The sequence below is a fragment of the Acinetobacter sp. LF10 genome (genome assembly GCF_048585715.1).
Classification (GTDB): domain Bacteria; phylum Pseudomonadota; class Gammaproteobacteria; order Pseudomonadales; family Moraxellaceae; genus Acinetobacter.
In genome coordinates, this window is record NZ_CP184160.1 from 3231318 (window position 1) to 3245934 (window position 14617).

The 14617-nt window shown below is 40.2% G+C and carries 14 protein-coding genes; 6 read left to right on the forward strand and 8 right to left on the reverse strand.

Going from position 1 to position 14617, the window contains the following annotated elements:
- The first annotated feature begins 90 nt into the window (after window positions 1–90).
- Both ACN19N_RS15540 and ACN19N_RS15545 read left to right on the forward strand, forming a co-directional pair.
- On the forward strand, window positions 91–999 hold the full coding sequence (locus ACN19N_RS15540) for a matrixin family metalloprotease (RefSeq protein ID WP_420001723.1): 909 nt from the start codon (window positions 91–93) through the stop codon (window positions 997–999).
- 209 nt (window positions 1000–1208) lie between these two features.
- Window positions 1209–1592 carry a hypothetical protein gene (locus ACN19N_RS15545; protein WP_154650428.1) on the forward strand — a complete coding sequence of 128 codons (384 nt, stop codon included), beginning with the start codon at window positions 1209–1211 and terminating at the stop codon, window positions 1590–1592.
- A 51-nt stretch (window positions 1593–1643) separates the two neighbouring features.
- Here the strand turns inward: ACN19N_RS15545 and ACN19N_RS15550 are convergent, their stop codons facing one another.
- From ACN19N_RS15550 to ACN19N_RS15565, 4 genes are all read right to left on the reverse strand, one after another.
- The gene (locus tag ACN19N_RS15550) at window positions 1644–2939 is read right to left on the reverse strand and encodes a lytic murein transglycosylase (RefSeq protein ID WP_420001724.1); all 1296 of its coding nucleotides are present in this window, start codon (window positions 2937–2939) and stop codon (window positions 1644–1646) included.
- A 631-nt stretch (window positions 2940–3570) separates the two neighbouring features.
- Window positions 3571–4692, reverse strand: coding sequence for a 5-(carboxyamino)imidazole ribonucleotide synthase (locus ACN19N_RS15555; RefSeq protein WP_269229211.1), 1122 nt, complete (start codon window positions 4690–4692; stop codon window positions 3571–3573).
- An 11-nt stretch (window positions 4693–4703) separates the two neighbouring features.
- Window positions 4704–5216 (reverse strand): 5-(carboxyamino)imidazole ribonucleotide mutase, encoded by a 513-nt coding sequence (purE, locus tag ACN19N_RS15560; RefSeq protein ID WP_208727585.1) that lies wholly within the window; start codon window positions 5214–5216, stop codon window positions 4704–4706.
- Between the two features lie 134 nt (window positions 5217–5350).
- Complete coding sequence (locus ACN19N_RS15565) at window positions 5351–5698, reverse strand: DMT family protein (RefSeq protein WP_269229212.1); 348 nt, start codon at window positions 5696–5698, stop codon at window positions 5351–5353.
- Between the two features lie 66 nt (window positions 5699–5764).
- On the opposite strand from ACN19N_RS15565, the gene ACN19N_RS15570 reads away from it, so the two are divergent.
- Together ACN19N_RS15570 and mpl are read left to right on the forward strand one after the other, a co-directional pair.
- Window positions 5765–6355 (forward strand): hypothetical protein, encoded by a 591-nt coding sequence (locus tag ACN19N_RS15570; protein WP_269229213.1) that lies wholly within the window; start codon window positions 5765–5767, stop codon window positions 6353–6355.
- A gap of 110 nt (window positions 6356–6465) precedes the next feature.
- Window positions 6466–7827 (forward strand): UDP-N-acetylmuramate:L-alanyl-gamma-D-glutamyl-meso-diaminopimelate ligase, encoded by a 1362-nt coding sequence (mpl, locus tag ACN19N_RS15575; protein WP_269229214.1) that lies wholly within the window; start codon window positions 6466–6468, stop codon window positions 7825–7827.
- Between the two features lie 494 nt (window positions 7828–8321).
- Here the strand turns inward: mpl and ACN19N_RS15580 are convergent, their stop codons facing one another.
- Genes ACN19N_RS15580 through ACN19N_RS15595 form a run of 4 tightly spaced genes read right to left on the reverse strand, consistent with a single transcriptional unit; the run spans window position 8322 to window position 12143 of the window.
- A complete protein-coding gene (locus ACN19N_RS15580) occupies window positions 8322–9065 on the reverse strand; it encodes an SDR family oxidoreductase (RefSeq protein WP_293737898.1) in 744 nt (247 codons plus the stop codon).
- Window positions 9066–9081: 16 nt separating this feature from the next.
- Window positions 9082–9780: a histidine phosphatase family protein gene (locus ACN19N_RS15585; protein WP_420001725.1), complete on the reverse strand. Its 699-nt coding sequence runs from the start codon at window positions 9778–9780 to the stop codon at window positions 9082–9084.
- Complete coding sequence (locus tag ACN19N_RS15590; RefSeq protein WP_293737894.1) at window positions 9777–10898, reverse strand: phosphotransferase family protein; 1122 nt, start codon at window positions 10896–10898, stop codon at window positions 9777–9779. The genes ACN19N_RS15585 and ACN19N_RS15590 overlap by 4 nt, the downstream gene beginning before the upstream one ends.
- A gap of 12 nt (window positions 10899–10910) precedes the next feature.
- Complete coding sequence (locus ACN19N_RS15595; RefSeq protein WP_420001726.1) at window positions 10911–12143, reverse strand: acyl-CoA dehydrogenase family protein; 1233 nt, start codon at window positions 12141–12143, stop codon at window positions 10911–10913.
- A gap of 105 nt (window positions 12144–12248) precedes the next feature.
- On the opposite strand from ACN19N_RS15595, the gene ACN19N_RS15600 reads away from it, so the two are divergent.
- Together ACN19N_RS15600 and ACN19N_RS15605 are read left to right on the forward strand one after the other, a co-directional pair.
- On the forward strand, window positions 12249–13181 hold the full coding sequence (locus ACN19N_RS15600) for a LysR family transcriptional regulator (protein WP_420001727.1): 933 nt from the start codon (window positions 12249–12251) through the stop codon (window positions 13179–13181).
- Between the two features lie 288 nt (window positions 13182–13469).
- Complete coding sequence (locus ACN19N_RS15605) at window positions 13470–14426, forward strand: TerC family protein (RefSeq protein WP_420001728.1); 957 nt, start codon at window positions 13470–13472, stop codon at window positions 14424–14426.
- Window positions 14427–14617 lie beyond the last annotated feature (191 nt).

Genomic DNA, 14617 nt, shown 5'->3' on the forward strand with positions numbered 1-14617 from the left:
CTCTTATTCTTGTTATAGTTCAATTCATTTAGATCAAAAGTCTCTCTTAAACTGATTCATCTCATTTTCAGAAGAATAGAAAATACAATCATGCGCTTTTTAATTTTTTCAGGGTTAATTATTTTCTTATTAGGGTTAAGTTATCAAACTCAGAAACACCCTCAACTAAAATTCAATTCATTAGCTGACCGTATCACTCATCCAATAGATACTCGCCTGCGTTATCGAATCGCTGAGGTAGATCCTCGTTTTAAACTCAGTATTGAACAAGTACAAGAAATCAGCCAACAAGCAACTCAAATTTGGAAAGATGGTACAGGTCAAGATTATTTTGTTTATGATCCGAATGCCCAGCTTGCAATTCATCTCATTTACGATGAACGCCAACAAGAAAGTGAACAACGCCGAGAACATATAACTCAACTCGAAGCGAATCAACAGGTATGGAAAGATAAAAAACAGCAATTAGATCAAATTGAACAAGAAATTATGCGGAGTAAGCAATTTTTAGATTTAAAACAACAACAACTCCATCAACAAATTCAGCAATATAATCAAGAGCAGCTTTCTGCTCAACACAACCAATCTTCATCTGGGAATTCGACATATTTTCAGCAGAGACAGCAAGAGCTACAAAGTAATATTGAGTTAGTGCAACAAGAAGTTAATCAATACAATCAAAGAATTACTCAGTTAAATCAAAAAATAGATGAACTTAATTCACTGGATCAACAACTAGATGCTTCAGTTAAACAATACAAACAACGCTTTCAACCCCATTTATTCCATAAAGGTTTATTTAATGGGAAACAGATATTAATCTATGAGTTTGAATCAGATAACGATTTACGATTAACACTAGCGCATGAACTAGGACATGCCCTTGGTTTACAACATGCAAATGACCCACAGGCGTTGATGTATCCAATGATGCAGGATCAAGACATGGCTCATTTCCGTCTGACTCAAGCAGATCGTAATTTGTTGTTAGCGAGATAAGTTCAACAAGGCTGATGATCTCATCAAAGCAGTTGCTACATCATTAAAGCTAGAAAAAAGCATACCGAAATTAAGCAAATACAACCTTAGAAGCTTCCCAAAATTGGTGATCAAACATTAAAAGATGATGTTTTTAAAAGATAACAAGAATGAGCAATTCTTTTGATTTATTCATGCTATTGTTGTGTCAAAACATCATCTTAGTCTTAATGGAGATCAGCATGAGCTATTATCATATCTTAATTGAAGTGAGTGACCACATCAGTACGATTGAACAGACTCGTGATATTGAAATTTTGGATATTCAGGATCTTAGCCCATATCTTCATTCAATTTTGATCCCCTATTTCAATGAACATGAATTAGAGCTTGAAGATGAAAATCTTGCGTATAATGAAGTGTTGCATCTCGAAATCAAACAAACGCTCTTGCCAATTGAACACTTGATTGAAGAAGAACAAAAACAACTACCAAGTGATACCGATGTCACCATTACTGCTTATGAGATTTTTAATGATCGTGATTTAAGCCAAGATGTCACTGCTGTAATTTTTGATATTTTAGAAGCTATAAAGCTAGATGCTGCTCCCTAAATCAAAAAGGTCTGCTCATACGCAGACCTTTTGACTTGCTTCAATAGATTTTTATTGCATCATTTGCTTGGCTTGCTCTTGTCTAAATGCACGTAAAATCTGCTGCCCAGCGCGACCTGTTGGATTCAAACCTAAACGACTTTGCTCTTGGCGAATGGCTTGACGACTTTTGTCTCCAATCAATCCATCCACCACACCAATATCATAACCTCGCTTGACCAAAAACTGCTGAATTTCGCGACGCTCTGCTCGAGAAGTCCCTGCATCATCCGTTGGCCAAGACGTTAAAAATGCTGTTCCACCACGTAAACGATCAGATAAATGGGCAATCGCCAAACCATAACTTTCAGCGGCGTTATAACTATAAATCGCATCAAAATTTTTAAAGACCAAAAATACTGGGCCATTTGCTCCTGCTGGTGAAATCAACCCCGCTGGCGTACTACCCGATAAATTACCTTGAATTAAAGCTGTACCATCAGCACGTATCACTCCTTGCTCAATCCAACTATTTAGAGATTTTTTATTACGACGGCTTTCACCCGCAATCGACACACCTTGTGGAATTTTGACTTCAAAGCCCCATGGCAATCCTGTTTGCCAACCTGCTTGCTTTAAAAAGTTTGCAGTTGAAGCCAAAGCATCTGCTGTACTTGAAACTAAATCACGGCGGCCATCACCATCAAAGTCTACCGCCAAACGTTCATAAGTCGATGGCATAAACTGGGTATGCCCAAATGCACCTGCCCAAGAACCATAAAGTTGATCTTGGGTTAAATCACCGCGCTGTAAAATGCGCATCGCGGCAAAAAATTCACCATGGAAATAACTCTGACGGCGTCCCTCACAACTTAATGTACCTAAGGCTTGTAATAAAGGATATTTCCCTGAAATACCTCCATAATTACTTTCTACCCCCCAAACGGCCACCACAGTTTCCGCAGGTACGCCATAAGCTTGCTCGACTCGATTCAAGACAGCACGATGTTGAGCAAGTTTTTGTTTGCCCGCTTGGACACGCTCATCATCAACCAAACCAGATAAATAATCCCAAATTGCAGTTGAAAACTCAGGTTGATAATTTAATTTATCAATCACTGAATAATCTGGGTTTAGGTTTTGGGTATAGCGATCATAACTCGAAGCTGAAATATCTGAAGCAATTGCTTGCGAGCGTAAATTTGCTAAACAACCTTGAAAATCTGAATTTGAAGTATATGCACTCGGACTTGGAACAGTCGTTGCAGAAGGAGAAAATGCTGCACCATTAATCACAAGTTCAGCATGTGCTTGACTGAAAAACGTAAAAAAGGCAGTGCCTAGAAAAAAAGAAAAATAATGTTTCATGACTTAACCAAAATATTTGAATTCAAATTTCCATATCACCTTAACACGCTGCTTGAGTATGTATCGTTTGGAAACGTAACTTTGAATTCATTTATTGTCTTTTAAATTTAAAACCTAATTTTTAAATTCATAATTCTACCGTCATTTTAAATTTAAAGTTATCAACACCCTTCATTTAAATTCAAAACAAGCATCAATCACTATCTGTATTTTTGAATTTAAAAATAACTTCATATCGACCATATTTTTTGAATTCAAAAACTCCCATTCAATTTAAATTCATTCCAACCGATTAAAACAGCTTAAACCCACACATTATTCCTTACATTTCATAAAATTGAGATCAAAAATAGATATCCACAATCTCAAAATTTAAATTAAAAACACAGTGATACCTTTAGCTTTAAATTTAAAAACTGCATGTTTTTGAATTTAAACCACAACACTCAATAACCCACCATAGTTTAAATTCAAATTTTTCACACTATTTTAAATTCAAAAGCCCTGCTTAAAGTTATCCACAGCACACCCAAAGTAGTATCGCGCATCTTTTGAATTTAAAACTTTAAATTTAAAATAGTAGACGATAAAAAAGCGATCCGAAGATCGCTTTTAGATAATGTGGATAAGTTTAGAGGTCCATATCCGCTGTTAATGCCAATGGCACAGGTAAAATCTGAGCTAATTGGCGGCATAACACGGTCAATTCATCACTATTGTTTGGCATCAAAGTAATATGACCAAGCTTACGACCAGCACGCTCAGACTTATTATAAAGATGTAAATGCGCACCTTTGAGTGCTAAAACATCTTCTGATTTAGGATGTTGACCAATAATATTAATCATCACTGTTGGACGCACAACATCGGTTGAACCGAGTGGCAAGCCTGCTACTGCACGAATATGGTTTTCAAATTGCGAGCAAATCGCACCTTCAATTGACCAATGACCTGAGTTATGGACACGGCATGCCATTTCATTGGCATATAAACCTTGCTCAGTCACGAACAGTTCAAGTGTCAATACACCCACATAATTGAGATGATTCAACAAACGAGTAATATAATCTTGCGCAACTGGCTGTAAATCTGTGCTATTTGGTGCAGGAACAATGGAGTGTGACAAGATACCATTGTGATGGTGGTTTTCTGCCAAAGCCCAAGTTTTCACATCACCATTTTGTCCGCGCACCGCAATAATCGACACTTCACGGCTGAATTTCACAAAACTTTCAGCAATCAAGCTTTTTGCAGGCCCTAATTCAGCCCAAGCCGTATCAATTTGATCCTCTGAACGTAACACAAACTGACCTTTACCATCGTAGCCACCTGTTACGGTTTTTAAAACGATAGGTAATCCAAGCTCAGCCACGGCTTGCTTTAAGCTCTCTAAGCTATCCACAGCACGATAGGGTGCAACTGGGATAGCCAATTGATCAAATAAAGCTTTTTCAGCCAAACGGTTTTGAGCGGTTGCCAAAGCAAGGCGAGGAGGGTGTAGTGTTTTGGTTTGGGTCAACACATCTACGTCGGCAACAGGTGTATTTTCAAATTCAAGACTAAAGACATCGGCACTTGCGATGAAATCTTGTAAGCCTTGTTCATTTTTACTGGAAAATACAGGACCTAAAATTGCTGCAGGACAATTTGTTTCTGCTTCAAAAAAAGTACATTGAAGATTGAGTGGTAAAGCTGCTTGCGCCATCATGCGTCCAAGCTGTCCGCCACCAAAAATACCGATGGTTTTATTCATGATTGGCCTCGTTACACTTGACCAGGAATATTATTGCTCGATACTTTTTCCGTTTGTGCACTACGGAAATCAGCCACATTTTTAGCAATATCTGGACGTGTTAAACCAAGAATTTGCGCCGCAAGAATCGCAGCATTGGTTGCACCAGCCTGACCAATCGCTAAAGTACCTACCGCAATACCCGCTGGCATTTGTACAATCGAAAGCAATGAATCTACGCCATTTAAAATTGAAGATTTAACAGGCACGCCAAGCACAGGCAAATCAGTTTTAGCAGCACACATTCCCGGTAAATGTGCAGCGCCACCCGCACCCGCAATAATCACCTGAATACCACGATCACGTGCTGTTTCAGCATATTCAAATAAACGATCTGGCGTACGGTGCGCAGAAACCACTTCAGCTTCAAAAGGCACACCCAATTGTTTGAGCATGTTAGCAGTATGTTCAAGTGTTGCCCAATCTGATTGAGAACCCATGATAATTCCGACTAAAGGTTGGCTATCTGTTGCGACCGCATTCATTGGCTTTTCCAAAACATGATAAAAATAGAGAAGTATCTCGACTTACGCCAAGTACAAAGGAAGAAATTGGCAAATATTATAGCGGTTTTTTCAAGCATCCCCAACTAAAGAACATTTTTACTGATTCCCCAAAATTAGCTTTGATGACGAAAAACGAAATATACACAGCCCATTAAGCAAAACATCGCCCAGACATAATCCAACTTGAATGGTTGTTTAAACAGAAAAATCATAAAGGGCACAAACACAATCAGCGTAACAACTTCTTGGGTGATTTTCATTTCGCCCAAACTCCAACCCTGTTGATTTAATAGTTTAGTTGCAGGAATCATAAAACTATATTCCAATAGGGCAATCAACCAACTAAACAAAATCGCTTGCCAAAGCGGCGCATTGTGTAAAATTTTCAAATGCCCATACCATGCTAAAGTCATGAAGCAATTGGAGATAATTAACAATAAAAGGGGGAGCGATAAAGCCATTTTTAGCTCAAATGATTTTTGGAGTACTTTTATATTAAAATGAAAAAATTTACTAAGGGTAGTGATATGAAAAAATTAATTTTGTTAATTCTTTTAGTGCTATTCATAAATCATAGCTACGCTAAGGAGCAAGTAATGGAAAATCAGAATGATGTATTCAATGACTTTGCGACTCAACTCATTCAAGATGATAAAAATCCAACTTTTAATCGAGAATTTTTAAAGCCAAAACAATTAGATTACTCATTGGAAAGTTTAAACTTTATAAATGAATTCTTAATTGATGCAGATAAAAAAGAATTACATTTAATGCCTTATGAAGACGTTGTTCGCCTTGCTTTGCGTACAGGGGCTTATGTAGGTGAAACTGTTCGAAAAAATGATAAAAATATAGAATGGAATTGGGTTGAATATGATGAAGCAATCAAACTTCATCCTGAAATTGGTCAATATCAAGAAAAATCACTAGGAACTCGATTTCTATTGATTGGTACAAGTAAAAAGGATACTTTCGTGCATTTTTCATTTCCAATCAATAAGGTTTTAAAAAACTTAGAAAATGGTGATGAAGACAGTGTATATGCTTTCGCATTAACGCAAGTGAAATTACAAGATGAAATGCAGAATTTAGAAATCGATGCAAATAATCTAAATTAAGTCACTATCTTTTCCCCTTAACCCTTGCTATCGTTGCTTTCAAATCGAATTAATCACGACAACAGCACAACAAAAAGTGATGTGTCTAAAAAGCAGTGGAGTTAAAAAGAATGCATCTGCATATTCTGGGTATTTGTGGCACCTTTATGGGGTCTTTGGCTCTACTCGCACGAGATTTAGGACATAAAGTCACAGGCTCAGATGCCAATGTTTATCCACCGATGTCAACTCAACTAGAAAATGCGGGTATCGGGTTAATGCAAGGCTATGATCGTAGCCATTTACAACCGCATCCCGATCTTGTCATCGTCGGCAATGCCATGAAACGTGGTATTGATGCCATCGAATACATGCTCAACGAAGGACTCCCTTATATTTCAGGTCCACAATTTCTAGCTGATCATGTACTACAAGGCAAACATGTCCTCGGTGTGGCAGGTACACATGGTAAAACCACAACCACAACCATGTTAGCTTGGGTATTGGATCAAGCAGGTTTAAATCCGGGTTTCTTGATCGGCGGCGTACCGCTTGGTTTTAGTGAGAGCGCACGTCTAGGTGGTGGAAAATATTTCTGTGTAGAAGCCGATGAATATGACTCTGCCTTCTTCGATAAACGTTCTAAGTTCGTTCACTATCATCCAAAAACTGCGATTTTAAATAATCTTGAATTTGATCATGCCGACATTTTTGATGACCTCGCTGCCATTCAAAAACAGTTCCATCATTTAGTGCGTACCATTCCAAGTGAAGGTCGTATTATTGCGCCAATTACTGAAACCAATATTGATGAAGTACTAGAACAGGGCTGTTGGACGCCTGTGGTTCGTACTAGTCTTGAGCCAAATGACCAAGCTGCTTTATCTGCGGCGCTGATCAGTGCAGATGGCAGTCATTTTAACGTGCTTGAACACAGTCAAGTGATCGGTACAGTCAAATGGAATATGACAGGGCAACATAGCGTTGCCAATGCTTTGGCGACGATTGCTGCGGCACAACATGTGGGTGTAACGATTGAACAAACCTGTGAAGCTTTATCCAACTTCGGTGGTGTTAAACGCCGTATGGAGCTGTTAGGCACGGTACGTGGCATCGAAGTCTACGATGACTTTGCCCATCACCCAACTGCGATTGAAACCACTTTGGACGGCGCACGTAAGCGTCTTGGTGAACGTAAGCTATGGGCGATCATTGAACCTCGCTCTAACACCATGCGTATGGGCAGCCATAAAGATGGTTTGGCACATTCAGCTCGTTTAGCGGATGAAGTGATTTGGTATCAGCCAGAGGGCTTGGATTGGGATCTACAACCTGTGATCTCTGCGTCATCAAACAAGGCTGAAGTCAGCCGTTCATTAGATGACATCATTGCCCGTGTGGTGAATGAAGCAGGTGAGGGCGATGCTGTGGTCATCATGTCCAATGGTGGCTTTGGTGGATTACACCAAAAGTTGATTAAGGCTTTATCGTAATTAACCTCAACACTTTCTCTAACTTATTGAAAAACTATTGCCTCAACGGAGTCTTGCAAGTTCTTATCTAATTTCTGGATCAGCCTGCGGCTCGCCCTACTTTTCTTTCGGGAAAAGTAGGCAAAACGATTGTCATCTGCAAAACCTGTCCTCTTCTTGCATTAATCAACATATATCGCAGAAACAGTCTCTTACTTAAACCACGCAGGTTGCAGATAACGTTTCCGAGTATCACATTTCCTCGAAGTTATATTAATTCAGATCGTGTCAGGCGGCATGGATGCCGCCAGTTGGACAGTTCTTGCGCTGCTTTTCAAAGCAGTGCTTTGAAAAATTGCTCAGGATGTACCCTCTGCCCAACAAAAGATTTTTGTTACTTTTCATCTTTGAAAAGTAAGGAAACGCCTATACCCAAACAACTCGACTATTCAGCCTATATGAGGCTGTGAAATATTGCCGAATAAACATATTTGTCCATGCATTTAAAATTGCAATCAACTCAGTTTATTCACCAATTTTAACGGCAAAATCTTCATTGCAATCCCCATTGGCAACCATGGCCACTGCGGCACATAAGCCTTCACTGGTTCCTTCTCAATCGCTTTCACCAAAGCCTTACTTCCCGTTTTCTCATCCACCTCAAATGGTAACTTCTTCGCACCTTCATTCAACTCAGTTCGAATATAACCAGGGAAAATCGTCGAGACTTTGATTGGAGTATGCAGCAACTCAGCACGAATCCCTTCAGCCAAATGTGCCACCGCTGCCTTACTGGCTGCATAGGTCGATAAATGCTTGGGTAAACCACGCATCGCACTCATGGACGAAATCATCACCAAATGGCCTTTATTTTGCGCTCTAAAGATTTCAACCGCCGCTTCACACTGTGCCAGTGCCGAAATAAAATTGGTTTCAGCCGTAGCGCGGTTTACATCAAAATGCCCTTTACCGATACGACGACCTTCGCCCACACCTGCATTGACAATAATTCGGTCAATTGTCCCAAATTCTTGCTGAAAAGCTTTAAAAACCGTAAACACATCATCGTAATGAGTGACATCCAATACCTTAATACCCACTTGAATTGAATACTGGCTTCGTAATTCTTGCTTTAGTGTTTCTAAGCGCTCTAAACGTCGTGCACAAAGGGCAAGATTATAGCCTTTGGCGGCAAATTCACGCGCCATGCCTGCGCCCAAACCCGAGCTTGCCCCTGTAATTAAAATCGTCTTTGCCATGCCTGCCACCTATTTTTTAAATCCATGTTAAGAGTTCAGCATCACGCGCTTTCAAATAATGATGCTCATTAAAACTGAGTAATTGCAAACGACCATCTGTCCAACGCAATGTGGTGATACTGGCATTGGCAATCGACCAATTCAGCGCAAAAATCTGTTTAGCATTCAGTCCCAACACCTGACCAACTGCCACAGAAATCACACCGCCTGAACTAAACACCACCGCCTGACGGGGTTGCGTAGCATCAATCTTCTGACACAAACTGTGCAATGCACTTTCTACACGCGATTGAAAGCCTAACCAAGTCTCATGATATTCATGGTCATATTGCTCTCCAATCCAGCGATCAATCGCGCCATCAAAAATTTTGGCCAGATAAGCACGTGGATTGGACATCAATTCAACATCCTGTTTCAGCAATTCAGGTTGATTAAAACGCGGTTCGTATTGTGCAAACACCTGTTGATGATCAAACTCATTCCATGCAGATTCGGTTTGAATCGGCGCATCACAAAAACTTTGCGATAAAGCGAGTTGCGCAGTCTGCTGATGACGTTGCATCGAACCTGCCACAATCAGCGGTGTTTGCTTCAGGGTCTGTTTAAAAAAATCACCGACGACCTGTGCCTGCTGTTCACCCTTGGCTGAAAGCTGGTCATAACTTGCCGCACCAAATGATGCCTGCCCATGTCGTACCAAATAGATTGTGGTCATCGTTTTAAAATATCCTGTAGTTTTGCGCCATATTCAGGAATTAACTGCTGTGCTTCAGCATTGTTTTGCGCAATCAGTTTTAAGGCCCGAATATGTAAGGCATGAATCATGATCCAAAAATCTTTAAAGGCGGGATTATCGGTTTGCTGGTGGTAATAACGATAATAGATCTGTTGCGCAATCACCGCTAAGCGGAACAAACCAAACACTTCATAGAATGCCCAGTTGTCAGGCTTTAAACCTGTTTTTTCCAAATAATAATCCACCACTTGTTGCCGTGTCAGCATGCCTTTTAAATTGGTCGGTTGACGACGGCTAGATTTCATCAAAGCATCATCATCCTCTTGAATCCAATAGGCGAGTGCACTGCCCAAATCCATCAATGGATCACCCAATGTCGCCATTTCCCAATCCAGTACCCCAATCACTTTAGTCGGTTGTTGTGGATCTAAAATGACATTATCAAAACGCCAGTCATTATGAATCACGCAAGTTTTAGCATCAGCAGGGATATGTTCCAACAACCACTCACGCACAAAAGCAAAATCAGGCACATTCGGCGTCAGTGCCTTACTGTAACGCGCATCCCAACCCTCAACCTGACGACGACAATAGCCTTCACCTTTGCCCAGTTTTTCCAGTTCTGTACCTTGATAAGGCACTTGATGTAGTTCAATCAATTTATCCAGAACATTCAAACACAGCTGCCGTACCTGTGGCTCATCCAGCTGTAATTCTTTGGGTAAATTGGCACGCGGAATAATGCCTTCAATCCGTTTCATGACATAGAAGTCACAGCCAATCACGCTCTCGTCCTGACACAATGCGACCATCTCAGGTAGGACAGGGTAGAACGGCGCAAGATGCTTCTGCACATTGTATTCACGCGCCATATCATGCGCTGATTTGGCTTTGGTACCTTTGGGTGGACGACGTAAAATGAGATCAGCATTGTCATACTGCAAACGATAGGTCCAATTCGATGCGCCACCCGAATATTGGGTCACTTGTGCCTGTCCTTGCAGATCCACACCTTTGTTTTTTAACCAGGTTTCGACTGCCGCGATATCAAGTTCTTCCCCGTGACGAACTTGACCACCCACATCAATTACTGCCATTTACTTTTATCCTTATGAACGAGCATAGCCACGTTTTTTCAGTTCTAATTTGGCAATCATGCCTTTATGGACTTCATCAGGCCCATCGGCCAAACGTAAACTACGCGCTTGATTGAAAAAGGCTGTCAGTGGGGTATCGCGTGAAACGCCTTCACCACCATGAATCTGAATTGCCATATCGACCACATGTTGTAATACCGTCGGTGCCACTACTTTGATTGCAGAAATCTCTGTCAGAGCCGCCATATTGCCTAAGGTATCCATCTTATAAGCGGCATATAGCGTTAATAATCGCGCCTGATCGATCTGCACACGTGCATCTGCAACACGCTCTAAATTACCGCCCAGTTTCAGAATCTCTTTACCAAAAGCTTTGCGTGACATGCCACGATCAATCATCAGCTCCAAAGCTTTTTCAGCAGCACCAATACAACGCATACAATGGTGAATACGCCCTGGCCCTAAACGGCCTTGGGCAATTTCAAAACCTTGCCCAGCGCCGCCAATAAAACTGCTGACGGGTACACGCACATTGTCAAAACTGACCTGTCCATGCCCATGCGGCGCATCGTAATCACCAAACACAGGCAGCATACGTTCAATGGTCACGCCTTGCGTATCAATCGGCACAATTACCATTGAATGTTGATGATGACGGTCTTTGTTAGGATCTGGGGTATAGGCCATGAAAATAATCACTTTGGCATTGGGATCACCCAAGCCCGATGACCACCATTTACGCCCATTCAAGACAATTTCATCACCTTCAATCACTGCAGTGGCCTGCATATTAGTAGCATCACTAGAAGCCACCGCAGGCTCAGTCATACAGAAAACTGAACGGATTTCACCAGCAAGCAGGGGTTGTAACCATTGTCGTTTTTGCTCATCGCTACCATAACGCCACAACACTTCCATATTGCCGCTATCAGGCGCATTACAGTTAAATACGGTTGGTGCAAGTAAGCTACGTCCAGTCAGTTCGGCAATATGCGCATATTCCTGAACCGATAAACCAGCACCCAATTCCTCATCGGGCAAAAACATATTCCATAAGCCAGCCGCTTTAGCTTTATTCTTGAGCTGTTCGAGTTGCGCTGGCCATTGCCATTTGGTCCAGTCCCCATCGACATTTAAATGATGCACTTCATCCCAAAATGCTTTTTCAATCGGTTCTATTTCTTCTTGAATAAAGGCTTGCGTTCGTGCAATAAAATCCTGTGCGCGCTCAGATAATGCAAACATCATCATTTCCCTCAATGTAAAATGTGGCGAATATTGATTCGCTGCTTTACATCACCATAAGCGAAAATTTATTATGAATGAAATGATTTTATTTTATTCAAAACTATGAATCAGATTCATAATAGCAACCCATTGGAAGTGGGACATTTTCATCGAATTGATATTAATTTATATCCGCTTTTTATTGCGATTTTTGAACAAAAAAGTATTTCTAAAGCTGCACAACTGCTCTGTATCAGCCAATCTGCGGTCAGTCATGCTTTACAACGTTTACGTGTACAACTTAAAGATGAACTGTTTGTGCGTAGTGGGCAAAAAATGCTACCCACCCCCTATGCCGAGCAAATTTATCAGCCGATTCAAATGGCTTTATTGAGTATTCAAAAGATCGCTATGCCTCAGCAAGATTTTATGCCGAGCATGCTACAAAGTATAAAAATCGCGATTCATGATGAAATCGAACCCATTATTTTTCCTCAATTGGTCAATCACTTTGCCAAGCAAAATCTCAATATCCAGTTTTTTAGCTCTAAACTCGATCGTAAAAATATGTTGGCTGATCTTTCTGCACAACAAATTGATTTTGTAATTGATTTAGTACAGCCATATCAAGCCAATTTACAGTTTGAAAACCTGATTGAAGATCATTTTGTGGTCTGTACTCAGCAAGCTGAAATGGATTTATCTCTGTATTTATCATCACCACACATTGGTGTCTCATCACGGCGTACAGGCTTATTATTGGAAGATATTTATCTTAATCGCCAACAATTGTCTCGGCAAATTTTTCTACGCTGCCAGCACTATTCGACAGCTTTACAGGTATTAGCGCAGCATCCAGATGCAATACTGACTATCCCTCAAAGTATCCTTAAACATTTACACTATTCAAAAGATTTACAGATTCATGCACTTCCGATTGAATTACCCAAAATCAATATGGGTATGTATTGGCATGAGCATGTCAAACACAATGCAAGACATCAGTTTTTACGCGCAGAGATTTTGAAAATTTTTAATCCTGACTTAATTTGCTGAAGATTTGCACATTTGCTAAAAATGTGTAATTCTATATACACATTTGGATGTCACCATCCATACAGAATTAGTTTGACAAGGGGAGTAGCCTCCTCCAAACCTAGGTAGTGTAGTTTAAATACTTAGGTGTCAGAGCTTCGTCATTACACTTTGCAAAAAGTCGGACTCTGAGCATCACAATCAATTTGTGATGTAGGCAAGACCTTGATCATGTTGAAACAGATGTATTTATTCATCTAGCAACTGGTCAAGGTTTTTTTATGTCCAGTTGCTAGATAGGGAGTTGTGATGGAAACTATCGGTAATCTATGGCTGTATGTCGTATTCTTCGGCCTTGTCACAGTCATGCTTTTGGTCGATTTTTTAGGCTTTAAACAAAAACAAAATCAAGATGTTCCAATCAAGCAAGCCGCTTACTGGAGTATTGCTTGGGTCACTGTAGCAATCCTATTTGGTGGGGGCTTGTGGCTCTATCTACAGCAAACAGTAGGACTCACCCTTGCGAATCAAAAAACCATGGAATACTTCGCAGGTTATCTACTGGAAAAATCACTGGCAATCGATAATGTCTTCGTTTGGCTGATGATCTTCGCAGCATTTGCAATTCCATCTGCATTGCAACGTAAAATCTTACTTTATGGTGTATTAGGTGCGATTGTTTTAAGAACCATCTTTATCTTTATTGGGGCTTGGTTCGTTCAAGAATTTTCTTGGGTACTTTATATCTTCGGTGCATTCCTTGTGTATACAGGTTTTAAATTCCTGAAAGGTCAAGACGAAGAAACCAATATTGAAGATATTAAATTACTGAAATGGTTACGCAAACACATGCGTATTACCCCTCAACTTGAAGGTAATAAATTTTTCGTCCGTCAAAATGGCGTGTTATGGGCAACACCTTTATTTTTAGTTTTAATCTTAGTTGAAGCATCTGATGTTATTTTCGCGGTTGACTCTATTCCTGCGATTTTCGCGGTAACCAGTGACCCGTTCATTGTCCTGACTGCAAACCTGATGGCGATTCTAGGCCTACGTGCAATGTTCTTCTTACTTGCTGGCGCTGCATCTAAATTACATTATTTGCCTTATGGTTTAGGCATTATCTTATTGTTTATTGGTGCGAAGATGTTATTGCTTGATGTATTCCATATGCCAATCTGGATCTCACTCGGCTTTATTATTGTAACTTTGACAATCACTGCTTATTTGTCATTACGTCACAACAAAAAACAACCGCAATCTTAATACATCATATAGGGCATCTAATAAAAATTTGGATGCCCTATTATTTAAAATATAAGAATAGACTATACATTAAAAAAACAGATCAATATGATATGTCGGCTTATCACTTTTATCTTTCTTAATCAGAAACATAATAAACAAGACTTGCTCACATATTTATGTCGATCAAGCAAATTAAAATGAGTGGGGTC